Below are 22,728 nucleotides of genomic sequence, written 5' to 3' on the forward strand. Positions count from 1 at the left end.
CCGGTGACCCCGCCCCCACCGCCCCCGCCGCCCCGTCCACCTGCCGGCGCCCGCACCCTGGCATTCGTCGAGAGCCCCGTACAGCTCCTGAACGTCCTCGAATGGGCGTACGCCGCCGGGGCGGACGACCTGGTGGTCGTCGTCCTCGCCCCGCACGACCCCATGACACGCGGTCAGCTGCGCCGGATGGCCGAGCTGGCCCGGGGCCAGGGGTACCGGGTGCGCTGGGAGGAGGCCCGGGGTGGGCCGGGGGCGCCGGTGCGGACGGTCGGGGGGCTCGCCGGGTCGCTGCGCCGGGCGCGCCGCGTCGTCATCGGCGACCCGTTCTCGCGCTATGTGCAGCTGCTGCTGACCATCACCCGGGCGCCCGATCTGGTCGTCGTGGACGACGGCACGGCCACCATGGAGTTCGTCTCCCAACTCGCGCGCGGGGAGCGCCTCGTACGGTGGCACCGCCGGGGCAGTCGAGGGGCGCGCGATCTTGCCTTCGCGCCTGTGTCCGCTTCCGCGCGCCGTCGGCTCACTCCGAACAACCGCCGGAGCGTTGCGGTGTTCACCTCGATGCCGGTCCAGGCCCCGCCCGGGGTGGAGGTGCTCCCCAACGACTTCGCCTGGACCCGCGCCTCCTTCGGGCCGCCCCGGCTCACCCGGGGGACGGACCTCGTCGGCACCTCCCTCGTGGAGACCGGCGTCGTGGACCCCGAGCGCTACCTGGAGGCCGTCGCGGCCCTGGCCCGCGCCCACGGCGCCACCCGCTACTTCGCGCACCGCCGGGAGAGCGCGGAGAAGCTGCACCGCATCGCGGCCCGCCTCGGCCTGGAGGTCGTCCGCCCCGACCTGCCGCTGGAGCTCATCGCGCGCCGCGGCCCGATCGGCCGTACGGTCCTGAGCTTCCCCTCGACCGTGGTCCACACCCTGCCGCTGGCCCTCGCCGGGACCGGTGTCACCGTGGCGGTCTGCGGCGTCGACCCCGGGTGGCTCACCGAGCGGGCCTCGCCCCGGGCGGAGGGATTCCTGGCCGAGGTGACGGACACGGCCCCCGGTGTGCGGCGACTTCCGGTCAGGCCGCTGACGGCTCCCTGAGCCGTAAATACTGGTCATACCCTTCGGATGGCCCATCCATGCGGCTGAACTTTTCTTGATCTGGGGGCAGTTGCATGGCCCGGGGCTCTACGCTTCAGTTCGTGAACCATCTGATGCCGCTGGACGCCGAAGCCGAGACCGCCGACCGTGAGCTGCCCGGTGCGCTCCCCGCCGCGCTGCGCGATGAACTCATCGCCTTCCGCCGGGACTTGCACATGCACCCCGAGCTGGGGAACCGCGAGTTCCGTACCACCGCGGCGGTCAGAGCGAGGCTGGAGAAGGCCGGGCTCACCCCCCGCCCCCTCTCCACCGGCACCGGGCTCTTCTGTGACATCGGCCGGGACGTCGTCCGCGACGGCGGCGGCGGGGGAGCGGCGCGGCGCAGCACCAGCGCCCGCGGCATCCTGGCCATCCGGGCGGATCTGGACGCCCTGCCCATCCCGGACACCAAGTCCGTCCCGTACCGCTCGACCGTCCCCAGGATGGCCCACGCCTGCGGCCACGACGTGCACACCACCGTCGTCCTGGGGGCCGGGCTGGTGCTGGCCTCCCTGGCCGAGCAGGGCAAGCTGCCGCAGCCCGTCCGGCTGATCTTCCAGCCGGCCGAGGAGGTGCTGCCCGGCGGCGCGCTGGACGCCATCGAGTGCGGCGCGCTGGACGGCGTGGGGCGGATCATCGCGGTGCACTGCGACCCGAAGGTCGAGGTCGGCCGCATCGGGCTGAAGCAGGGCCCGATCACCTCCGCCTGCGACCGGCTGGAGATCTCGCTGGACGGCCCCGGCGGCCACACCGCGCGTCCGCACTTCACCACCGACCTGGTGACCGCCGTGGCCCGGGTGGCCACGGACGTCCCGGCGGTCCTCGCCCGCCGGGTGGACGCCCGCGCCGGGCTCTCCCTCACCTGGGGGCGGATGGAGACGGGCCACGCGTGCAACGTCATCCCCCAGCACGCCGAGCTCTCCGGCACCGTGCGCTGCCTGGACCTGCACGCCTGGCGGGACGCCCCCGACCTGGTGCACGCCGCGATCGACGAGGTCGCCACCCTGCACCGCGCCAAGTCGGAGATCAATTACGTGCGCGGCGTGCCGCCCGTCGTCAACGACCCGGACGTCACCAGCCTCCTGCGGCGCGCCATGACGGCGCGCCGCGGACCGTACTCCGTCGAGGACACCGAGCAGAGCCTGGGCGGCGAGGACTTCTCCTGGTACCTGGAGCACGTGCCCGGCGCGATGGCCCGGCTCGGGGTCCGCCCGGTGGGCGACAACACCCGCCGTGACCTGCATTGTGGCGATTTCGACGTGGACGAGGGCGCCATCCAGGCCGGGGTCGAGTTCTTCACCGCCGCGGCATTGCTCGACGGACGCCACCTGTAGGCAATCCGGCGGCATTCGGGGCAAGGCGGCTTCGCGACGATCCGATAACGGCTTTGAAGCACCCCTTTTATCTGCATCTACGCGCGTTACGATGCCCGCGAACCAGCGCCGACGGAGGCGCTTCGAGTGAAGGGGCCCCTTCGTGCGCCGGGTATCCACAATCACTGTCGCGGGCATCACCACCGCGGCTCTCGCATTCACCCTCACCGCTTGTGGTGAGTCCTCGACCGAATCCGGTGGAGACGGCGGCAGCAAGGGTGTCGGCCTTGCGTTCGACGTCGGTGGCCGTGACGACCACTCCTTCAACGAGTCCGCCGCCCGCGGTCTCGACCGGGCCGAGAAGGAGCTCGGCATCAAGAACCGGATGATGACCGCGAAGAACGGCGAGACCGAGGCCGAGCGCGAGCAGCGCCTGACCTCCCTCGCCGACGCGGGCTACAACCCGGTCATCGGCGTCGGCTTCAACTACTCGAAGTCGATCGAGAAGACGGCCAAGGAATTCCCGAAGACCACCTTCGCGGTCGTCGACTCGGTTGCCCCGGGCAAGAACGTCGACAGCATCACCTTTGCCGAGCACGAGGGTTCCTACCTCGCCGGTGTCGCCGCGGCGCTGAAGTCCAAGACCGGCAAGGTCGGTTTCATCGGCGGTGTGAGCAACGAGCTGATCAAGAAGTTCGAGGCCGGTTTCGTCCAGGGCGCCAAGGCGACGAACCCCAAGATCGAGGTCTCGCCCGAGTACCTGTACACGAGCAACGACAAGGGCTTCAACGACCCGGCGGCCGCCAAGGACAAGGCCAAGGGCATGCTCGACCGTGACATCGACGTGATCTACACCGCGGCCGGCCTCTCCGGCAACGGCTCGATCGAGGCCGTCGCGGCCAAGAGCGGCGCCTGGGCGATCGGCGTGGACTCCGACGCGTACCAGCAGCCGGGCCTGGCCAAGTACAAGGACTCGATCCTCACCTCGGTCGTGAAGAACGTCGACGTCGCGGTGTTCGACCTGGTCAAGAGCGTCAAGGACGGCAAGCCGCTGACCGGCCCGCACGCCTACCTGCTCAAGGACGGCGGCGTGTCGCTGTCCACCTCGGGCGGCCACATCGACGACATCAAGGCCAAGATCGAGGAAGCGAAGAAGAAGATCGCGGACGGCGAGATCAAGGTCAAGTCCACCCCGTGACCCCGGGGCCGGCCCCGGCCGGCCGATACGGCTCAGCGTGACCCCGGGCCCGGTGGCGAGGGAGACCCCCTTGCCGCCGGGCCCGCCCACGCGAACGATAGCTACGCGCGTAGCTTCCCGCCGACGCGGTAGCGTCGCCCCCGCCCAGCCGGAGTCCGCCGGTCCCCGCCCGGCCGAACCCGGCTTCCTCCCGCTCCCTTCCCCGAGGAGAGTGCGCCATCAAAGCGTCCAGCAGTACCGCCCCCGCAGTAGAACTCGCGGGCATCACCAAGCGGTTCCCCGGTGTCGTGGCCAACCACGACATCCACCTCACGGTCCGCCGCGGCACCGTCCACGCCCTCTGCGGCGAGAACGGCGCCGGCAAGTCGACCCTGATGAAGATCCTCTACGGCATGCAGAAGCCGGACGAGGGCACCATCACCCTCGACGGTGAGCAGGTCACCCTGCACACCCCCGGCGACGCGATCTCCCGCGGCATCGGCATGGTGCACCAGCACTTCATGCTCGCCGACAACCTGACGGTCCTGGAGAACGTCGTCCTCGGCGCCGAGAAGCTCCACGGCATCGGCGGCAAGGCCCGCACGAGGATCAAGGAGATCTCCGACTCCTACGGCCTGGGGGTCCGCCCCGACGCCCTGGTCGAGGACCTCGGTGTCGCCGACCGCCAGCGCGTGGAGATCCTCAAGGTCCTCTACCGCGGTGCCCGCACCCTCATCCTCGACGAGCCCACCGCGGTCCTCGTCCCGCAGGAGGTCGACGCGCTCTTCGACAACCTGCGCGAGCTCAAGGCCGAGGGCCTGACGGTCATCTTCATCTCGCACAAGCTCGGCGAGGTGCTCTCCGTCGCCGACGACATCACCGTCATCCGGCGCGGCACCACCGTCGGCACCGCGGTGCCCAGCGAGACCACCCCCAAGCAGCTCGCCGAGCTGATGGTCGGCAGCGAGCTGCCCTCGCCCGAGACCCGCGAGTCGACGGTCACCGACACGCCGATGCTCACCGTCGAGGGCCTGAAGCTCTCGGCCACCGACCCCGACGGCGTCGTCCGGGCCGTGCTCGGCGGCATCTCCTTCACCATCCACAAGGGTGAGGTCCTGGGCATCGCGGGCGTCGAGGGCAACGGCCAGGCCGAGCTCGTCGAGGCCATCATGGGCATGCGCGACCCCGACGGCGGCACCGTCACCCTCGACGGCACCGACATCAGCCACACGCCGACCCGCAAGCGGCGTGAGGGCGGCATCGGCTACATCCCCGAGGACCGCCACCGCCACGCCCTGCTGCTGGAAGCCCCGCTGTGGGAGAACCGCATCCTCGGCCACGTCACCGAGCGGCCCAACAGCAAGCGCGGCCTCCTCGACCTCAAGGCCGCCCGCGCCGACACCGAGCGCATCGTCGAGCAGTACGACGTGCGCACCCCCGGCATCGAGGTCACCGCGGCCTCCCTGTCCGGCGGCAACCAGCAGAAGCTGATCGTCGGCCGCGAGATGAGCCACCTGCCCAAGCTGCTCATCGCCGCGCACCCCACCCGGGGCGTGGACGTCGGCGCGCAGGCCCAGATCTGGGACCAGATCCGCGAGGCGCGCCGGGAGGGCCTGGCGGTACTGCTGATCTCCGCCGACCTGGACGAGCTCATCGGGCTCTCCGACACCCTGCGGGTGATGTTCCGCGGCCGCCTGGTCGCCGACGCGGACCCCGCCACCATCACCCCGGAGGAGTTGGGCTCGGCCATGACCGGCGCCGCTACCGGCCACCTCGAACACGCCGAGGACGCCGCCGGGGACACCCCGGCCGACGAGAGCCGCGAAGGGGGCGACTCGCAGTGAAGAAGCTCGACAAGAACAAGCTGATCCTGGGCTTCGCCGCCCCGGTCCTGGCGATCGTGACCGCCCTGGTGATCACCTCGATCATCATCGCCGCCACCGGCAAGGACCCCTTCCACGCCTACCAGGTCATGGTCGACTTCGGTTCGAAGAGCGACTCCCAGGTGTGGATCGTCAACAAGGCGACCCCGTACTACCTGTCCGCGCTGGCCGTCGCCATCGGCTTCCGGATGAACCTCTTCAACATCGGCGTCGACGGCCAGTACCGCATCGCGGCCTTCTTCGCCGCCGTCGTCGGTGGTGCGCTGACCCTCCCGGGCTTCATCCAGATCCCCGTGATCATCATCGTCGCCATGCTGGTGGGCGCCGTGTGGGCCGGCATCGCCGGTCTGCTGAAGACCACCCGCGGCGTCAGCGAGGTGATCAGCACCATCATGCTGAACGCCATCGGCGGCGCGGTGATCGTCTACTTCCTCCAGGACGGGCGGCTCGGGGAGAAGGAGGGCAACTTCCTCCACACCCCCTACCTGCCGGACTCCGCGCACTTCTTCGAGATCCCGACCGAGCCCAAGCCCCTCTACGGCTTCGTCGTCGTCGCGGCCCTCGCCGGACTCGCCTACTGGTTCGTCCTCGGCCGTTCCCGCTTCGGCTTCGACCTGCGCACCGTCGGCCGGTCCGAGTCCGCGGCGCAGGCCAGCGGCGTCAACGTCAAGCGCATGGTCATCACCTCGATGGTGCTCTCCGGCGCCATGGCGGGCCTCGTCGGCATGCCGACCCTGCTCGGCGTCTCGTACAACTACGGCACCGACTTCCCCACGGGCATCGGCTTCACCGGTATCGCCATCGCGCTGCTGGGCCGTAACCACCCCATCGGCATGGCGCTCGGCGCCCTCCTCTGGGGCTTCCTGGACCGCACCGGCACCCAGCTCGAATTCGAGGGCTACGCGCAGGAGATCGTCGGCGTGATCCAGGGCGTCATCGTCCTGTGCGTCGTCATCGCCTACGAGATCGTCCGCCGGTACGGCCTCAAGATGCAGCAGCGCAAGGTCGGCGAGGAGCTCGCCGCCCAGGCCCGTAAGAGCGACAAGGCGGAGGTTTCCGCGTGAGTACGAGCTTCACCGCCGCCCTCGCCTCCCTTTCCGGGGGCCTCAGCGGCAAGAACAAGCCGGAGCGCCGCAAGCTCTCCTACCCGGTCGTCCTCCTGATCATCGCTGGTGCGCTGATCCTGCTGTCCGCCCTGCGGATGCTCACGGACGCCAACGACCTGACCTCCTCGGGCCAGTACAGCTCCGCGCTGGGCGCGGCCGTGCCGATCGGCCTCGCCGGCCTCGGCGGGCTGTGGGCCGAGCGCGCGGGCGTCGTCAACATCGGCCTCGAAGGCATGATGATGCTCGGCACCTTCAGCGCCGGCTGGATCGGCTGGCAGCACGGCCCCTGGGCCGCGGCGCTCGCCGGTGTCATCGGCGGCGCCCTCGGCGGGCTCGTCCACGCCCTGGCGACCGTCACCTTCGGCGTCGACCACATCATCTCCGGTGTGGCCATGAACATCCTGGCGCTCGGCGTCACGCAATACCTCGCCAAGCTGTGGTTCGGCGCGGAGGGCAGCGAGGCCCAGCAGGCGGGTGGCAACGACAAGCAGTCGCCCGTCATGGAGAACATGCCGAACTTCTCGATCCCCGGCCTGTCGGACTGGCTGAACGACATCGAGAAGCACCACTGGTTCCTGCTCTCCGACCTCGCCGGCATCCTCGACGGCCTCGTCACCGACGTGTCCTGGCTGACGATCGTCGCCGCGCTGCTGTTCATCGGCACGTTCTACGTGCTGTGGCGCACGGCCTTCGGTCTGCGCCTGCGCTCCTGCGGCGAGAGCCCCGTCGCCGCCGAGTCCCTCGGCGTCAACGTCTACAAGTACAAGTACGCGGCCGTGGTCGTCTCCGGCGCCATGGCGGGCCTCGGCGGCGCGTTCCTCGCCATCGGCACCCACATGTACTCCGACGGCCAGACCGGCGGCCGCGGCTACATCGGCCTCGCCACGATGATCTCCGGCAACTGGCGGCCGGGCGGCGTCGCGATGAGCGCCGGCCTGTTCGGCTTCATGGACAGCCTCCAGCTGCGCTCCGGCGGCCCGACCGTCCACGCGCTGCTGCTGCTCCTCGCGGTCCTGCTCGTCGGCCTCGCCCTGTGGCGGCTGCGCGGCGGCAAGCCCCGCGCCGCGATCATCTCCGGTGCCGTCGGCGCCGCGCTCGTCATCTGGTACGCGCTCACCAAGACCGTGCCGCTGGAGCTCGTCGACGCCACCCCGTACGTGGCCACGCTGCTGGTCCTCTCGTTCTCCGCACAGCGATTGCGGATGCCGAAGGCCAACGGCAAGCCCTATCTGAAGGGCCAGGGCAAGTGACCTCTCCCATCCCCTGGGAGGACCTGCGGACGCAGGCCCGGGACGCCATGTCCCGGGCCTACGCCCCGTACTCGGACTTCCCCGTCGGCGCGGCCGCCCTCGTCGAGGACGGCCGGACCGTCACCGGCTGCAACGTGGAGAACGCCGCCTACGGCGTGACCCTCTGCGCCGAGTGCGGCATGGTCTCCGCCCTGATCGCCTCGGGCGGCGGCAAGCTCACCGCCTTCACCTGCTGCGACCGCCACGGCAACGTCCTCATGCCGTGCGGCCGCTGCCGGCAGCTGCTGTGGGAGCACGGCGGGCCCGAACTGGCCGTGGACACGACGCAGGGCGTCCGCCCGCTGTCGGAGCTCCTGCCGGACGCGTTCGGCCCCGCCGACCTGAATCGCTAAGAATGTCCTTGAACGCCGGATGGGCTCGTGAACCGGGCCCATCCGGCCGTTGTGGACACATCACACGTAAGGAAGTCTGCCGATGGACGCCATTTCCGTAATCCGCACCAAGCGCGACCGCGGCCGCCTGACCGACGAGCAGATCGACTGGGTCATCGACGCGTACACGCGCGGCGCGGTCGCCGACGAGCAGATGTCCTCGCTCGCCATGGCCATCCTGCTCAACGGCATGGACCGCGCGGAGATCGCCCGCTGGACCGCGGCGATGATCAAGTCCGGCGAGCGCATGGACTTCTCCTCCCTGCCCGTGCCGACCTCGGACAAGCACTCCACCGGCGGCGTCGGCGACAAGATCACCCTGCCGCTGGCCCCGCTCGTCGCCGCCTGCGGCGCGGCCGTGCCGCAGCTCTCCGGCCGCGGCCTCGGCCACACCGGTGGCACGCTCGACAAGCTGGAGTCCATCCCCGGCTGGCGCGCGCTGCTCTCCAACGACGAGATGATGGACGTCCTGCGCAACGTCGGCTCGGTCATCTGCGCCGCGGGCGACGGCCTCGCCCCGGCCGACAAGAAGCTCTACGCGCTGCGGGACGTCACCGGCACCGTCGAGGCCATCCCGCTGATCGCCTCGTCCATCATGTCGAAGAAGATCGCCGAGGGTACGGGCTCGCTCGTCCTGGACGTCAAGGTCGGCTCCGGCGCCTTCATGAAGAACATCGAGGACGCCCGCGAGCTGGCCTCCACGATGGTCGGCCTGGGCACGGACCACGGCGTCAAGACGATCGCCCTGCTCACCGACATGTCCACCCCGCTCGGCCTCACCGCGGGCAACGCCCTGGAGGTCCGCGAGTCGGTGGAGGTCCTCGCGGGCGGCGGCCCGGCCGACGTCGTCGAGCTCACCCTCGCCCTGGCCCGCGAGATGCTCACCGCCGCCGGCCTGCCCGACGCGGACCCGGAGAAGGCCCTGCGCGACGGCACCGCCATGGACCACTGGCGCCGCATGATCCAGGCGCAGGGCGGCGACCCGGACGCGCAGCTGCCCGTGGCCCGCGAGCAGCACGTGATCAACGCGTCGGAGACCGGCGTGCTCACCACGCTGGACGCCTACGCGGTGGGCGTCGCGGCCTGGCGCCTGGGCGCCGGCCGCGCCCGCAAGGAGGACGCGGTCCAGGCCGGCGCCGGTGTGGAGCTCCACGCCAAGCCGGGCGACAAGGTCGTCGCGGGCCAGCCGCTGATGACGCTCCACACGGACACCCCGGAGAAGTTCGCGTACGCGCTCCAGGCGCTGGACGGCGGCGTGCTCGTCTCCCCGGAGGGCACGGACTTCACCCCGAACCCGATCGTGCTGGACCGTATCGCCTGAATCGACTGAAGCGCCTGAATCGCGCCTGAACGAGGCGCGCACCGGTGGAAGGCCCCCGCTCCGGCGGGGGTCTTCCGCGTTTTCCACCGTCCCGGCGCGGTCAGGCGACGACGGCCTCGGCCAGCGCCGAGGAGAGCGGCTCGCCGCCGAGCGCGTCCCGCAGCTCCGCCACCCCGGCCCGCCGCTGGGCCGGGGTGAGGGAGACGTAGCGCTCGATCCGCTCGTTGAACGTCCGCCGGAACCGGGCGTAGAGCCCGTCGTCCTCCCGGATCCGGCCGGCGATCTCCACCAGGGCCGCGGTCCCGGCGACGTCGTCCTCGGGTATCCGCTGCTCCGGCAGGACGTCCGCGAACCGGCCGGCCGTCCGGCCGAAGAGCGTGCCGCCGAGCCGCCGCACGGTGAAGACGTGCGCGTAGTGCTGCTCGTGGAGCGCCAGGGGCAGCCGCCCGAGCGCCACCGCCTCGTGGAGCGCCGTGAGCCCCGGAGTGAGCAGGTAGTGGGGAGTGCCGGCCACCTGCCGCAGCAGGGCGCGCTGCGGCAGGAAGCGGCAGGTGGCGTGCCGTCCGGCGGCCGAGATGTCCTGCTCCCGGTGCTCGCCGAAGGGGCCGCCGCAGACCAGCACGCGCGGGAAGCGGGGCCAGTCGCGCAGCAGATCGCCGGTCCACCGGTGGAGCAGCCGCAGGTAGTCGTTGTTGACGTCGAAGTCCAGGAGGAAGTTCTTGAACCCGCCGATGTTGACCAGCAGGTCGTACTCGGGCTCCGCCCTGCTCCGCGCCGTGTGCGGGAGTCCGCGCAGTCCGTCGACGTCGATGATCGGGCCCGTCACGTGCACCACCGGGCCGGTGCCCCCGGGGCCGGCGAGCTCGGCCGCGCGTTCCCCGACCCCGGGGAAGTTCTGCACCACGCTGTGCGTGGCGAGCAGGTGGGCGGCGATGACGCGCTCGTGCGCCGAGAGAGAGCTCAGGTGCCGGTCGGCGGCGTGAAAGGAGGAGCGCGGCATGCTCGCGCACAGGGCGCGGATCCCGGCGAGCGGGCGCGTGAGCTGCCAGAAGCTCAGCAGGCTGTCCACCATGACCACCGGCCGGCCCGCCACGACGGCCCGCAGGGCCAGTGCGGCGTCCATGACGGAGACGACCCGGTCGCTCGTCCTCAGCAGCTCGTCGATCGCCGCGGGCCCGGCGCCCGCGGTGTCGCGGACGGCGTCGAAGGCGTCCGCGTTCCGGCGGGCGAACGCCGCCGCCACGCCGTCGCCGACGAAGATCCGCTCGTGCCCGGCCAGCAGCCGGGACACCGCGACGAGCCCGGCCGCCGGACCGAAGCCGCAGTTCTGGGCCCCCATCACGATGCGCATGACGTCAGCCTCCGGGTCCGCGTGCGGGTCCGCGCGCGTGCGGGACCGCCGCGGGCGCGGCGGTCAGGACGCCGTCGAGCCGCCGGGCGAACTCGGCCGGGTGCTTCGCGTAGCCGGCGTGCCTGCCGGGGAACTCCGCCAGCTCACGGCCGAGCAGCTCGGCGAGGGCGGCCGCGGGCCGGTGGATGACCTGGGCGCGTGAACCCCGGCCGCCCGCCACGACGACCCGGTCCGCGACCGCCGTGAGCGCGGCGAGGTCGGGGACGAAGCGGGTGGACGGCCGCATCATGTGGGCCAGGAAGAAGGCGCTGTTGTCGTACGCCTCCGGCAGCGCGGGCGCCGGCCGGCCGCCGAACAGGGGCTGGAGCTTTCGCAGGGCCGGTCCGACGCCCTCGCGACGGTAGTCCTCGTGGACGTCCTCGAAGAACGCCCGGTAGCGGGCGGCGTCCGGAAGCAGCTCCATCGCGGGCGGTTCGTGCGCGACGACCGACCGCACGAGGCCCGGATGGCGCGTCATCAGGGCGAGCGCGACGAGCCCGCCCGAGCAGCTGCCGAACACCTGCGCCGATCCGTCCGCCCCGCCCGTCGCGGACAGGTGGTCCAGGAGGCGGCGCGCGTCGTCGGCGTGCACCTCGATCCGCTGATCCGCCGGCGGGCCGTCGAGCGGGCTGCGCGAATAGCCCCGCGGATCGTAGGTGACGACGCGACGGCCGGCGGCGAGGGCGACCGCCAGGCCCTCGAAGACGGCCGCGTCGGAATTCCCGCCGGGAATGAGCAACAGGAGCGGCCCGCTGCCGCGCACTTCGAAGTAGAGCCTCGCACCCGGCACCGCCAGGGTGCCGATCTCCAGGGCGTTCATCCCTGGCCACCCTACGGACGGTGCGGGCGGTGGGGAACCGCCCCGGTCGGGTCCGCGGGCGCCTGTGGGGTGGTTTCCGCGGGGGCGGGGGCGCGCCTCCGCGGATGCGCGCCTCATCGCGACCGCCCCTGCCGATCCATCACCCCCGCGAGCGGGTCTCACGGCCGGGCGGGCGGGGCATCGCACACCTCACGCGTACCGCTTACCGCGTACCGCTTACCGCGTACCGCTCACTGTGAAGGAGACCGATCATGGCCGTCAGCAGATCGTGGACGCGTTGCGCAGCCGTGGCGGCAGCCGCCCTGCTCGGTGCGGCCGCGCCGGGTACGGCCCCCGCCCACGCCGGCTCATCGACGGCTGTGCAGTGCAAGGGGACGGAGTCCGTCACGTACCGGCCGGGGGTCACCTTCGCGCCGCGGAACGTCGAGATCACGACCGAGGGAAGGTTCACGACCTGCGCCGACAGCGCGGGCGAGGTGACGAGCGGGGCGTACGGGGAGCGGTTCACGGTCTTCGCCGGCTGCAACGACCTCCTGGGCGACTTCAAGGACCGGCGGACCGTCAAGTGGAGCACCGGTGAGAGCAGCGTCATCGACGCCACCGGCAACAGCACCGCCGTGGCCGGCCAGGTCATCACCACGATCACGGGCACGGTCGAGAAGGGCCGTTACCAGGGCCGGTCCGTGGTGCAGACCGTCACCCTCCCGCAGCCCGACCTGCTCCAGTGCCTGAGCACGGGTCTCACGGGGGCCACCGGAGTGACCACCCTGTCGATCGGCTGAGGCCGGCCCCCGGCCCGCCCCCCGGCCCGTTCACCGGCCGGCAGGAGGGCCGCCGTCCGCCGCCAGGGACTGGTGGGCCGGGGCAGTGGAGCGCACGAACTCCGTCAGGTCGTCCACGGTGAGACCGATGTGGGCGGCCCGGTGGACGGCCATGAGGAGAAGGTGGGCGGTGATCTGCTCGTTCCACTCGCCGTTGAGCCACTCCTGAGGCTTCTCGACCCCCGCGTCGTTGAGCAGCACGCCGTGCTTCCCGGCGACCTCCGCGACGACGCTCGCGATCGCGTGGAACCGGGTCGGCGCCTCGCGGCTGCCGGTGACGCCCGGGTACTCACCCCAGGTCGTGTACGAGAACGTGAAGCCTGCGGGTGGGTCGGCGGCGAGAGAGGCGAAGTAATCAGGCTGCTTCTCGGGCCAGTTGTCGTGAACCAGTGTCACGTCGTGGGTCTTCATGTGGCGAGCATCGCAGCGACCACTGACAATCGGCCGCCGGGCTTTCGCGGCCACGGAGCCGGTACGGGCCCCTTCTTGCCCGCGGCGTGCCCGTCTCCTCGATCACGGGCCGAAGTCGGGGCCGATGTCATGCACGGGCCTGCCGAGCGGGGCAGGGCAGGTCGGGGGCAGCGCGGTTCGGGGAGCACGTCACGAGGGCGACCGAGTGGTAGACAGTGCCCTTCAGATAGTGGCCAAGGGACACGTCTCCTCCCCATGTCAGCCTGTCGGCTGCGGCCTGCACCAGAAGAGCCAATCTGGTCACATCCCGGTCCTCCTCAGAGGCGAACCGGGGGGCGAATTCCGCTAATTGGTTGCCCAGCCATTCGCCGGCTTCCTTGGGTTCCTCCCATGTCCCTCGGATCATCGAGGGCGGCTTGATGAGCCAGTGCGCCGTCTGGATCGGGGGCACGTCGGAGGTCGGGAACACAGCCAGGGCTTCCCGGTAGCGGTCATGTACTTCCTTCTCGCTGCTCGCCGTCGGGGCCTGGCCGGGAGGTCTGCGGATGCTCTCCTTGTCAAACGCCTTCTTCTCCCCGAGCCATGCGTAACCGTGGTGGTGCACCGCTGCTCCGTCCCATGGGATGACGACGGCCCCGCCCGTCGGCGTGAGGGCGGGGCCGTCGGTTCAGGTGGTGCCGTGGTCAGGCGGAGAGGTCGAAGCGGGCGGGGTCGATGCCTGCCGCGTCCAGCTCGGCCGTGGTGAAGCGCAGCGGATCGGCGTCCGGGCGCTTGCTGTCACCCATCGCCCACGCGTCCGGTCCGATCTTCGCGAGCGTCACGCACGACTCGCCGTCCGGGTGCGTGTTGCCGCCGCACGCCTTCGAGAACTCGGCTCCCCCAACGGGGAGTCCGTACAGGTCGGTCATCGTGGTGCCCCTTCCTGATCTGCTGACGGCCCCGAGAAGGCCGTCCCCCGCCCCTATCGGGCGGAAGTTTCCGTGACCCTCATGGCCTCGGCTATTGCGCACAGAGGCAGACCGGGCACCTCTCCCGGGGGCGCGTGGGTCACGTACTCCCACTCATCGGTCCCGGTGCCATCGCGTACCCCTTCACCGCGGCTCGGTGTGCTGATGACGTTAGGGAGGGGGCCGACTGTGCATCCACGTTGTTGCACGCCGTTGCATGGATTCACCCGAGCGCGGCCAATGCTTTCGTGATGAGGGCTCTGGCGGGTGCTCCGCGTACGGCCGTCTGTGACAGCTCGGCGAACGCACGGAGGTACGTACGGATTTCTCCGGGCGTGGTCAGGTTGATCTCTGCGGTGAGGGTCTCCACCGCTACCTGTTTGTCGTCGAAGGCGTAGAAGGCTTCGAGGGGCCACACGGTCCGCTGTGCCCTGGCGGGGAGGATGCCGAGCGAGACGTTCGGCTGCCCCATGATCGTGAGCAGGTACTCCAGCTGCTCAGCCATGGCCGCATCGTCGCTGACCCGGTAGTAGAGAACCGTCTCTTCAAGGAGCAGCGCGAAGCGGTGGTCGCCTTCCCTGATAACCCGGGAACGGGCCTGCCTCGCCTGTACTGCGTCGGCCACATCGTCGGGGGTCCCCTGAAAGTTGGTGATGGCCTTCAGGAGTCCCGTGGCGTAGCCGGAGGTCTGGAGCATGCCCGGTATTACGTTCGAGGCGTAGACGCGAAACGAGCGCGTGCGCTGGTAGAGCGGGACCGTCCTTTCATGGATACGGCGCATGCCGTCGCGGTGGATCTGCTTCCACTCGACGTACATCGACTCTGCGTTCCGGGAGGCGGCGATAATGTCGGCCGCCTGGTCCTCGGAACCGCAGGCCGTGCACCATGCCCGGATGTCTGCATCCGAGGGGGCCGTCTTGCCTCGGGCGATGCGGGACGACTTCGACTTGTGCCAGCCGCACCTGGCGGCCAGCTCATGCCCTGAGAGCCCGGCGTCCTTCATGAGCCCTTGCAGGCGAGACGCGACAGCGGCGCGCGCGGCTTGGGCACTGGAGAGCGGAGAGGTGGGCATGGACTGACCGGCCAGGGATCAGATGGTGTACTTCTCGTGCGGGATGCCGCGCTCCCACACCGCTTCGAACGCTGAGGTACAGAACGCCGCTACGGCGGGGGCTTCCGTCTGGTCGGTGTGCACCCACCGGCCGTCCCCATCGAAGATGTTGAACTGGACCAGGCGGCCGTCGAAGAGCCAGAAGTCGTTGCCCGGGAGGGCGAGGTCCGAGGCACTGCGGCGGGGAAGCCAACGGATCTGTTCCCCGGCTGCCAGGTTCGTGAAGGTGCCGGAGTGCTCGAATGCGATGTAGTCGCTGACAGGCTCCGAGATGATCCGGGCCCGCCGGATGAGGACACCTTTAGCCGTGACCTCTTGCACGAGGTCGAGCCAGGGGCGCCACCATGAAGCACGGTCATCGGGATTGAGCCGGTGGCCCTGCTTCCATGCTGCGAAGCCTTCGATCTCGTTGTCGACGCCGTATCCGTCGCGCATCTCCAGATGAACGGCTGACTCTTGAACGGACCTGATGAGATTGGAGAAGTCAGTCAGACTCTGCGACACGAAGCGCCTCCCGGAGAAGCGGGATCATCCGCTTCGGAACCCTGATCACTGACTCGTGGTCCGGGATCGGAACATCTTTCGAGCTCTCGCTCGTCGTCTGATCGTCTGCCGTCCGCCCTTGAACGAGAAGATCCTTCGTGTCCTCGTCCACCCATACAGCGGGTGATCCGTGATCTCCGGACTCGGGATCTTTACCGATGAACCGTAAGGCCATGGGGTCCTCCCCGTCGAGCGCGTTGCGCCTGGTTCCACGACCTTCACTCTGCCGGACAACGCTGGTCAAGGGGGCGGGAATGTCACGTCGTGGCGGTCACTCGCTGTTGGTCGCACCAGGGTCTGACAACCGGCCCGGGGTCTGGGCCGATCAGGCTGTACGCCGGGCCCACTCGTTATGCCGGTGAGCCGACGATCCGCCGCCCACGGGTCCGCTGCCGGAGCCACCCGAGGTGGGTGAACCCTCGGGAGTCGACGGCGGCCTGTGCGATGTTCACGGCGGCCGCCCGATCAGCGGCGCGCCGGTGCGCCCTGGACGGGGTGAGCGCGGACGGCAGCCCCGACGGCCGGACGGCGCCGTAGCCGGTGAATCGCCGCACCCCGCACCCGTCGCACCGGGATTCGCCTCCCTAGTGCGTCCAGCCCTCCTGATGAAGGCACCGGGTCATCAGCGCGTCACCGCCGGGAGGATGTGGACGCTGCGGAAGTGACTGCGGACGGCGACGGTCGCGTCCGTGATCTGCTCCTCGTCCCCGCCGTCCACGGCCCGCTGCCGGGCCGCGCGCAGCGCGACGCACTCACCGCAGGGACCCACCGCTTTCGGCTCGTCGCCCAGGACGAACCACATCGCTTTCCCCGGCCCCGGCCCGTGCGCGCACACGCCCCAGGCGTCGGAGCCCGCCGCGATCAGGGTGAGGCCGCGCCCGGACTCGTCGTCCAGCGAAACGGAGGGCCGCCGCACGGGCAGCCCGCCGGCCCCGTCGTGGACGGAGACGCGCAGCCGGCCGGTGTCGGTCCACTCGGCGTGGAGGGTGACGGGGCTGGTGCAGTGCTTGGCGCGACAGGCGTTGACGGCGTTGGTGACGGCCTCGGAGGTGAGGGCGACGGCGGTGTCGGTGAGGTCGGTCCGATAGGAGGAGAGGAGCAGGGTCCGGACCGCTTCCCGGGCGGTACGGACCCAGGCGGGGTGCGGCGGGAAGGCGAGGGAGCAGGTGGAGGGTGGGAGGGGGTGCATGGGGTCTCCTGGGGGGCGGGTGCGGTGGGGCGAGCGGAAGGACGCGGTGGCGTTGCCGGGCCCAACTCGCGTTGGGTCAGGTGCACTTCCGCGTATGGGGCGTGGCGGAGGGATCGCACCGACGGTATGGGCAGGAGTGCGTAGGGTCCAACCGTGTCCCGGGAATGCCACCCGCAAGGGTGACGCGGGCGTGAGCTGATGGACCGGCGTGTGCCCTGAGCGCAAAACTGCGCGCATCCCTCACGCGAAGGAAGCGCATGCCACCCAGGAACAGCCCCAGTGAACGCCAACGCCGTCTCGGGGCAGAGTTGCGGAAGTTGCGGACTCGGGCGCGGATGTCCGGCGACGATGTCGCCGCGCTGATCGACGCGGACCGCTCTCGTGTCAGCCACATGGAGGCTGGACGGGTGGATGTGCCGCGAAACGGCTTGTACAAGTTGCTACGTGCTTATGGGTGCGAAGAGGGCCCGCTCTTCGAGGCGCTGATGGAGATGGCCCATGACCGGGGCAAGGGGTGGTGGGACGAGTACAAGGACACTCAGAGTCGTCGAGCCCTTGACCTGGCGGAGCTAGAGTCGCGGGCGGTCAGCATCCGATCGCATGAATCGGCGGTCATCCCGGGCATGTTCCAGACCGAGGACTATGCGCGTGCGGTGATCGCAAGCGTCGAAAGCGATCACAGGAAGCTCGACGGATGGGTGAGCTTCAGGATCGACCGGCAGCGCGTCCTGACTGAACTGCAGAGTTACCACGCCATCATCCCTGAGTCGGGGCTCCGCATGCGGGTCGGTAGCGCAAAGACCATGCGCGATCAGTTGCTGAGACTTATCGAGATCGCTCGGCTGCCGCATGTGACCGTGCAGGTCTTTCCCTTCGAGATGGGCCCGTACTCCACCTTCGTCCGCTCGTTCGTCCTCCTAGGCGGTGGGATTCCGGAACTGGACACCTTGTACCGGGAGCACCCGACGGGTGCGGACTTCATTGGGGATGGAGAAACCATCGCTGACTACGCCAGAATGTTCGAGCGACTCTCATCGTTGGCCCTCGCCCCCATCGACCCGGAGGCGGCGCCTGAGCGCGTGGAGACCCAGGACTCGTTGCGCTTGCTACAGCACGTCTTGTACGAACTGCGATAGGCGGCGGTATGACTCAATACGCATGGCGTAAGTCCTCATACAGTGTTGGCGGGGAGGGCTCCTGCGTCGAAGTCGCCCCCGCCCCCGGCGGTCTCATACGCCTCCGTGAGAGCGATGACCCCGCCCGCGTCATCACCACGACCCCCGCCACCCTGGCCACCCTCCTCAGAGCCGTCAAGGCCGACCGGCTCCCCGTACGGGTGAACGGCATCGGTGGACCTTCGCCGACCCCGTTCGGCATGCTGGGGTCGGTGATGTACCGATAAGGAGACCGCCATGAGCGCACTCACCATCGACTGCTCGGAAGGCCCCAGCGCCGAGTGGGACGAGCTGGTCCGGATCTGGGAAGAGACGGACGCCCCCGAGGGCTGCAAGGTGGAGATCATCGAGGGGATCATCACCGTGTCACCAGCTCCGGCCAACAAGCACAACGTGATCGCGGGAAAGCTTCAGCGCGCTCTGTACACCGTGATCCCCGAAGATTGGGGTATCTACCAGACGCTCGCAGTATCCGTGCCTTCGCGTAGCGGCCTCTTCATCCCCGACCTGGTCGTCGCGCCGGAGTCCGAACTCGTCGAACTGTCCGAGTCCGAGCAATACATTCCGGCGGCAGCTGCGACTTTCATCGCTGAGATCACCTCGAAGTCCAGCCTTCGTCACGACCGGGTCAGCAAGCCCGCGGCGTTCGCGCACGCCGGTGCGTCGCTGTACCTCCTGATCGACAGGTGGGCGAACGGCGGCCCGACCGTCACCCTTTACGGCGAGCCCAAGGACGATGTCTACCGCGTCCTTCAAGCCGGGAAGTTCGGCGACGCGATCCACCTCCCCGCCCCGTTCGACCTCGTGATCGACACAGGCCCGTTCCCCGGCTGACCGGGGAGGGGGAACAACGAAGAACCCGCCCCCCGCCAGGGGACAGGTGGCGGGGAACGGGTCCTTCGGGTCAAAAACCCGGGCTACGCCCGGACCGGCATGCGGCGGCGCTCCGCGAGCGCCTGCCGCGTCGCGTACAGCGTGATCGACGCCGCCGTGATCATCGCGATCAGGCCGAGGACGACCGCGCCGTCCCACCCGCCGTAGTGGAACGCGATCGCGCCGACCGTGCCGCCGACAGAGCTGCCCAGGTAGTACGCCGTCTGGTACAGGGCCGACGCCTGGGCGCGGCCCGTCTTCGCGGCGCGGCTGACCGAGGACGACGCGACGGCGTGGCCCGCGAAGAAGCCGGCGGTGATGAGGACCAGACCGGCCAGCACGGCCGTCAGCGACGAGGACAGCGACAGCAGCAGGCCCGCCGTGGTCGTGCCCACCGCCAGGTACAGCGCGCCGCGCCGGCCGAGGCGGCCGACGAGCTGTCCGGCCGCCGCCGAGGAGGCCGTGCCGACCAGGTAGATAAGGAAGATCGAGCCGACGACACCCTGGGGGAGGGAGAACGGCGCCTCGGCCAGCCGGTAGCCGATCACCGTATAGACCGCGCCGAAGACGGTCATGAACAGCCCGCCGATCAGGTACAGGCGGCGCAGCAGCGGGTCGGAGAGGTGGCCGGCGACCGTGCGGGCCAGGTCGCGCGGGGAGACGGCCGTCGGGGTGAAGTGCCGGGCCTTGGGGATCAGCGCGCGGAAGACCACCGCGCAGATCACGGCCAGGATGCCGACGGCGGCGAGCCCGGCCCGCCAGCCCCACGCCTGGGCGACCCAGCCGGCCAGGATGCGTCCGGTCATGCCGCCGAGGCTGTTGCCGGCCACGAACAGGCCGATCGCGCCGACGAGCGCCTTCGCCCGGACCTCCTCCGAGAGGTAGGCCATCGCCGAGGCGGGGAGGCCGGCGAGGGCGGCACCCTGCACGGCGCGGAGCGCCACGAGCCAGCCGAGGCCGGGGGCCAGGGGGACGAGCAGCGCCACGAAGGCGGCGACACACAGGGAGGCGGTCATCATCGTGCGCCGCCCGAAGCGCTCGGACAGGGCGCTCAGCGGAACGACGGCGAGGGCGAGGCCGCCGGTCGCGGCGGAGACCGTCCAGCTCGCCTGATCCGGCGTCACCCCGAGGTCGTCGGAGATCGCGGGGAGCAGGGCCTGCGTGGAGTAGAGCAGGGCGAAGGTGGCGACACCCGCGGCGAAGAGCGCGAAGCTCGTGCGGCGGTAGCCGGGCCCGCCGGGCACCAGCTTGCGGTCATCGGCCGAGGAGGAGGGAAGGGACGACAGGGCAGAGGCACCCGAACGCGCGATGACGACGGATGCCCTGGTATCGGCAGGAGGCATGTCTTGACCGTATGCACGTACCGCTCATGCGTCCAATGCACAAAATCGCGATAATCGTTCCCATGCAGCATGACCGCAGGCCAGGGCCGTCTCTGTCACCAATTGGCAACGGAAGCGTGACGAGGAATTTTGACAACTCGGTAACACCCGACACTCCCGGCATCGAGGCGGATTCGTGGGCGGCGACCCTCACGCCGCGCCTCGCGCAGTTCGTGGCGGTGGCCCGGCACGAGCACGTCACGCGGGCGGCACAGCAGTTGCGGATGCCGCAGTCGACGCTGAGCCGGTCGATGGTCCGGATCGAGAACGACCTGGGCGTCGCGCTGTTCGCCCGGCACGGGCGCACGGTCTCGCTCACCGCGGCGGGCCGCGCGTTCCTGGCCTCGGTCGAGCGGGCCCTGTCGGACGTCGAGCGCGCCGCCGAGTCCGTCCAGGCCGACGCCGACCCCACCACCGGCAAGGTCGCCTTCGGCTTCCTCCACACCCTGGGTTCGGAGACCGTGCCCGAACTGATCCGCGCCTTCCGGGCCGACCACCCGCGCGTCCGGTTCCAACTCGTCCAGGGCTACGGCGAGGCGATGCTGGAGAGACTGCGGTACGGCGACCTCGACCTGTGCCTGACGTCCCCACTGCCCGACGCACCGGACCTCGCGGCCCGCCGGCTGGACGAACAGAAGCTGCGCCTCGTCGTCCCCGAGGAACACCCGCTCGCGAGCCGCAAACGAGTCCGCCTGGCCGAGGCCGCGGCGGAACTCTTCGTCACCCTCGAACCGGGCTACGGCCTCCGCCGCATCACCGACGCGCTGTGCGCGGAGGCGGGCTTCACCCCGAAGGTGGCGTTCGAGGGGGAAGACCCCGAGACGCTGCGCGGCCTGGTCGCGGCCGGCCTGGGCGTCGGCCTCCTGCCACCCCCGGCGGTACCCCGCCCGGGCGTGGTGGAACTGACGGTCACCGCGCCGCGCGCGTTCCGCGAGATCGGCGTGGCCTGGCTGGACGGCCACCCGGACACCCCACCGGTAGCAGCCTTCAAACGCTTCCTACTCTCCCGCCGGGGGCAGCTGCTGCCGCGGTAGCGCGAACCGTCAGGTCCGCGGCGGCCCGTATTCCGGTCGCCGCTCACCGAACCGCCCGCCGATCAGCGCCAGCCAACCGCTGGGGGAGTACGGCGCCGGAGGCTCCACCTCCATACCCAGCTCGACCAGGGCGAGCGCGTAGTCCGTCTCGTCCAACGGCAGAGCCAGCAGCTCCGTCACCTCTCCCGCGACGCGCGCCACCAGCGAGGGGTCCGTGGACTCGGCGTAGTCCGCGAGGGCCGCGTCGTGGTCCGCGAATTCATCCGGCATGTCCTGGGAGAACCAGCCGCCGAGCAACTGGGCGAGCTCGGGATGAGGATCACCCGCGCGGCGCGTACGTCCGACGGGCCGCGACCGGCGAGCGTCATCGCCTGCAACAGCACGCGACGGACCGGCTCCTCCCGGGAGAGCCAGGCGGCCTCGTTGGCCAGCCGCTGCCGGACGCCCTGGGCGAGCCAGCGGTGGATGACCTGTTCATTGCGGGTCACGACTTGCTGGGTACACCGCTGGGCGGTCTCCCGGTCGGGATAGGTGGCGGTTCAGGTGCGCATGGGGGCGGCTTGCCCTCCCGCTGCCTCAGTGCTGCTCGGCGATGTGCTCATTGACCCTCCGCAGAACGTCACGGAAGGTGTCGGCACAGGCCCAGTCGATCCCGGGCTTCAGCGCGGTCTTCATCTGTTCGGAGTCCGGGAAGAGGATGAGGGCCTCCTGAAGCTCTCCAGCGAGGGCCGGAAGGAATTCATGACAGTCGGGGTGCTCGCTCTCGACCCCTTCCTGAATGCCTTCTGCCAAGGAATCGTAGATGCCCCACGACACCCACGCACTGAAGTGGTAGAGGCGCGGAAATTTCACCTTGATTTCCCACGGTGACATCGGCAGGGTCTGGAAATCAGGCAGTGGGTGACGGCCGAGGACGCGAATCATCTGGGCGACGAGTCGCAGGAAGTCCGGCCCGGACTGCTCGCCGGCGGCCCGCTCCAGCTTCGCGGTGAAGCCTGCCGGGGCCGTGTCGGCCGGCAGGGTGGAGGCGAGGTCGAGCATGGCCGCGACTGCCGACAAGGGCATGGACCATGAGGCGGAGGAAGAGCCCTCGACCGTTCGGCAGTAGCGGGTCAATTCATCCTCGAAAGGCGGCGCTCCGACCTCCTGGCATCGGACGGATATATCGAGAACTCGCGACATCGCGCCGTCGTTGAAAAAAGCACCGGTGTAAATGGCCACCGCTGTCCCGTACCTCTTCTCCATTTTGCCGTCGATGGCGGCGCCGGGGGTCGGAAGGAAGTCGACGGCGTTCTTCAGCCCGCCACTTCCTTCAGCTCGCCCTCGTCCGGACGGCTACGCCGCCGGCGCTCACCAGACTCGCCGCCCACGCGCCGAGGAATGCCTTGGCGACTTCCGCGTATGCCGCCGCGAAGGCGTCGGCTCCGCT

The 22,728-nt window shown here is 70.3% G+C and carries 23 protein-coding genes and 3 pseudogenes; 13 read left to right on the forward strand and 13 right to left on the reverse strand.

Annotated features, from left to right (window positions below; genetic code table 11):
• The first annotated feature begins 3 nt into the window (after positions 1 to 3).
• From ABZ951_RS03795 to ABZ951_RS03830, 8 genes are all read left to right on the forward strand, one after another.
• A complete protein-coding gene (locus tag ABZ951_RS03795; RefSeq protein ID WP_344088964.1) occupies positions 4 to 1,083 on the forward strand; it encodes a hypothetical protein in 1,080 nt (359 codons plus the stop codon).
• Between the two features lie 113 nt (positions 1,084 to 1,196).
• Complete coding sequence (locus ABZ951_RS03800) at positions 1,197 to 2,456, forward strand: amidohydrolase (RefSeq protein WP_344089207.1); 1,260 nt, start codon at positions 1,197 to 1,199, stop codon at positions 2,454 to 2,456.
• Positions 2,457 to 2,598: 142 nt separating this feature from the next.
• Entirely contained in the window at positions 2,599 to 3,633 is a 1,035-nt protein-coding gene (locus ABZ951_RS03805; RefSeq protein WP_344088966.1) for a BMP family ABC transporter substrate-binding protein, read from the forward strand.
• Positions 3,634 to 3,851: 218 nt separating this feature from the next.
• The gene (locus ABZ951_RS03810) at positions 3,852 to 5,456 is read left to right on the forward strand and encodes an ABC transporter ATP-binding protein (RefSeq protein ID WP_344089210.1); all 1,605 of its coding nucleotides are present in this window, start codon (positions 3,852 to 3,854) and stop codon (positions 5,454 to 5,456) included.
• A complete protein-coding gene (locus ABZ951_RS03815; protein WP_344088968.1) occupies positions 5,453 to 6,559 on the forward strand; it encodes an ABC transporter permease in 1,107 nt (368 codons plus the stop codon). The genes ABZ951_RS03810 and ABZ951_RS03815 overlap by 4 nt, the downstream gene beginning before the upstream one ends.
• The gene (locus ABZ951_RS03820; RefSeq protein WP_344088970.1) at positions 6,556 to 7,851 is read left to right on the forward strand and encodes an ABC transporter permease; all 1,296 of its coding nucleotides are present in this window, start codon (positions 6,556 to 6,558) and stop codon (positions 7,849 to 7,851) included. The genes ABZ951_RS03815 and ABZ951_RS03820 overlap by 4 nt, the downstream gene beginning before the upstream one ends.
• Positions 7,848 to 8,243 carry a cytidine deaminase gene (locus ABZ951_RS03825; protein WP_344088972.1) on the forward strand — a complete coding sequence of 132 codons (396 nt, stop codon included), beginning with the start codon at positions 7,848 to 7,850 and terminating at the stop codon, positions 8,241 to 8,243. Before ABZ951_RS03820 ends, ABZ951_RS03825 begins: the two co-directional genes overlap by 4 nt.
• Before the next feature lie 82 nt (positions 8,244 to 8,325).
• Positions 8,326 to 9,603: a thymidine phosphorylase gene (locus tag ABZ951_RS03830; RefSeq protein ID WP_344088975.1), complete on the forward strand. Its 1,278-nt coding sequence runs from the start codon at positions 8,326 to 8,328 to the stop codon at positions 9,601 to 9,603.
• A 100-nt stretch (positions 9,604 to 9,703) separates the two neighbouring features.
• Here ABZ951_RS03830 and ABZ951_RS03835 read toward each other — a convergent pair whose 3' ends face one another.
• Both ABZ951_RS03835 and ABZ951_RS03840 read right to left on the reverse strand, forming a co-directional pair.
• Complete coding sequence (locus tag ABZ951_RS03835; RefSeq protein WP_344088978.1) at positions 9,704 to 10,954, reverse strand: hypothetical protein; 1,251 nt, start codon at positions 10,952 to 10,954, stop codon at positions 9,704 to 9,706.
• A gap of 4 nt (positions 10,955 to 10,958) precedes the next feature.
• Complete coding sequence (locus ABZ951_RS03840) at positions 10,959 to 11,813, reverse strand: alpha/beta fold hydrolase (RefSeq protein WP_344088981.1); 855 nt, start codon at positions 11,811 to 11,813, stop codon at positions 10,959 to 10,961.
• 251 nt (positions 11,814 to 12,064) lie between these two features.
• Between ABZ951_RS03840 and ABZ951_RS03845 the strand changes: the two genes are divergently transcribed.
• Positions 12,065 to 12,595, forward strand: a complete 531-nt coding sequence (locus tag ABZ951_RS03845) for a hypothetical protein (protein WP_344088984.1) — start codon at positions 12,065 to 12,067, stop codon at positions 12,593 to 12,595.
• A gap of 30 nt (positions 12,596 to 12,625) precedes the next feature.
• Here ABZ951_RS03845 and ABZ951_RS03850 read toward each other — a convergent pair whose 3' ends face one another.
• The 7 genes and pseudogenes from ABZ951_RS03850 to ABZ951_RS03880 all read right to left on the reverse strand — a co-directional run bounded on the left by ABZ951_RS03850 (position 12,626) and on the right by ABZ951_RS03880 (position 16,835).
• Complete coding sequence (locus tag ABZ951_RS03850; protein WP_344088987.1) at positions 12,626 to 13,045, reverse strand: hypothetical protein; 420 nt, start codon at positions 13,043 to 13,045, stop codon at positions 12,626 to 12,628.
• Positions 13,046 to 13,172: 127 nt separating this feature from the next.
• On the reverse strand, positions 13,173 to 13,649 hold the full coding sequence (locus tag ABZ951_RS03855; RefSeq protein WP_344088990.1) for a hypothetical protein: 477 nt from the start codon (positions 13,647 to 13,649) through the stop codon (positions 13,173 to 13,175).
• A 79-nt stretch (positions 13,650 to 13,728) separates the two neighbouring features.
• On the reverse strand, positions 13,729 to 13,953 hold the full coding sequence (locus ABZ951_RS03860; RefSeq protein WP_344088993.1) for a DUF397 domain-containing protein: 225 nt from the start codon (positions 13,951 to 13,953) through the stop codon (positions 13,729 to 13,731).
• Positions 13,954 to 14,215: 262 nt separating this feature from the next.
• Complete coding sequence (locus ABZ951_RS03865) at positions 14,216 to 15,064, reverse strand: helix-turn-helix transcriptional regulator (protein WP_344088996.1); 849 nt, start codon at positions 15,062 to 15,064, stop codon at positions 14,216 to 14,218.
• 18 nt (positions 15,065 to 15,082) lie between these two features.
• Positions 15,083 to 15,607: a DUF6879 family protein gene (locus ABZ951_RS03870; protein ID WP_344088998.1), complete on the reverse strand. Its 525-nt coding sequence runs from the start codon at positions 15,605 to 15,607 to the stop codon at positions 15,083 to 15,085.
• A gap of 389 nt (positions 15,608 to 15,996) precedes the next feature.
• Positions 15,997 to 16,215: pseudogene (locus ABZ951_RS03875) on the reverse strand (DUF6255 family natural product biosynthesis protein); the annotation flags it as partial.
• 53 nt (positions 16,216 to 16,268) lie between these two features.
• Positions 16,269 to 16,835: an ATP-binding protein gene (locus tag ABZ951_RS03880; protein ID WP_344089000.1), complete on the reverse strand. Its 567-nt coding sequence runs from the start codon at positions 16,833 to 16,835 to the stop codon at positions 16,269 to 16,271.
• Positions 16,836 to 17,092: 257 nt separating this feature from the next.
• On the opposite strand from ABZ951_RS03880, the gene ABZ951_RS03885 reads away from it, so the two are divergent.
• Genes ABZ951_RS03885 through ABZ951_RS03895 form a run of 3 tightly spaced genes read left to right on the forward strand, consistent with a single transcriptional unit; the run spans position 17,093 to position 18,844 of the window.
• Positions 17,093 to 17,971: a helix-turn-helix transcriptional regulator gene (locus tag ABZ951_RS03885; RefSeq protein WP_344089002.1), complete on the forward strand. Its 879-nt coding sequence runs from the start codon at positions 17,093 to 17,095 to the stop codon at positions 17,969 to 17,971.
• 8 nt (positions 17,972 to 17,979) lie between these two features.
• Positions 17,980 to 18,237 (forward strand): DUF397 domain-containing protein, encoded by a 258-nt coding sequence (locus ABZ951_RS03890; protein ID WP_344089005.1) that lies wholly within the window; start codon positions 17,980 to 17,982, stop codon positions 18,235 to 18,237.
• A 10-nt stretch (positions 18,238 to 18,247) separates the two neighbouring features.
• Positions 18,248 to 18,844 carry a Uma2 family endonuclease gene (locus ABZ951_RS03895; protein ID WP_344089007.1) on the forward strand — a complete coding sequence of 199 codons (597 nt, stop codon included), beginning with the start codon at positions 18,248 to 18,250 and terminating at the stop codon, positions 18,842 to 18,844.
• 83 nt (positions 18,845 to 18,927) lie between these two features.
• Here ABZ951_RS03895 and ABZ951_RS03900 read toward each other — a convergent pair whose 3' ends face one another.
• Entirely contained in the window at positions 18,928 to 20,226 is a 1,299-nt protein-coding gene (locus tag ABZ951_RS03900; RefSeq protein ID WP_344089009.1) for an MFS transporter, read from the reverse strand.
• A 62-nt stretch (positions 20,227 to 20,288) separates the two neighbouring features.
• Here ABZ951_RS03900 and ABZ951_RS03905 point away from each other — a divergent pair, with 62 nt between their 5' ends.
• Positions 20,289 to 21,299, forward strand: coding sequence for a LysR substrate-binding domain-containing protein (locus tag ABZ951_RS03905; RefSeq protein WP_344089012.1), 1,011 nt, complete (start codon positions 20,289 to 20,291; stop codon positions 21,297 to 21,299).
• A 9-nt stretch (positions 21,300 to 21,308) separates the two neighbouring features.
• Here ABZ951_RS03905 and ABZ951_RS03910 read toward each other — a convergent pair.
• From ABZ951_RS03910 to ABZ951_RS03920, 3 genes and pseudogenes are all read right to left on the reverse strand, one after another.
• Positions 21,309 to 21,611 (reverse strand): annotated as a pseudogene (locus ABZ951_RS03910) (contact-dependent growth inhibition system immunity protein); the annotation flags it as partial.
• A 2-nt stretch (positions 21,612 to 21,613) separates the two neighbouring features.
• Positions 21,614 to 21,850, reverse strand: a pseudogene (locus ABZ951_RS03915) (hypothetical protein); the annotation flags it as partial.
• 25 nt (positions 21,851 to 21,875) lie between these two features.
• Positions 21,876 to 22,520, reverse strand: coding sequence for a hypothetical protein (locus ABZ951_RS03920; RefSeq protein ID WP_344089015.1), 645 nt, complete (start codon positions 22,518 to 22,520; stop codon positions 21,876 to 21,878).
• Positions 22,521 to 22,728 lie beyond the last annotated feature (208 nt).

Origin of the sequence: Streptomyces sp. NPDC046215 (assembly GCF_040646215.1) — a bacterium.
In the GTDB taxonomy this organism is placed as follows: domain Bacteria; phylum Actinomycetota; class Actinomycetes; order Streptomycetales; family Streptomycetaceae; genus Streptomyces; species Streptomyces stramineus.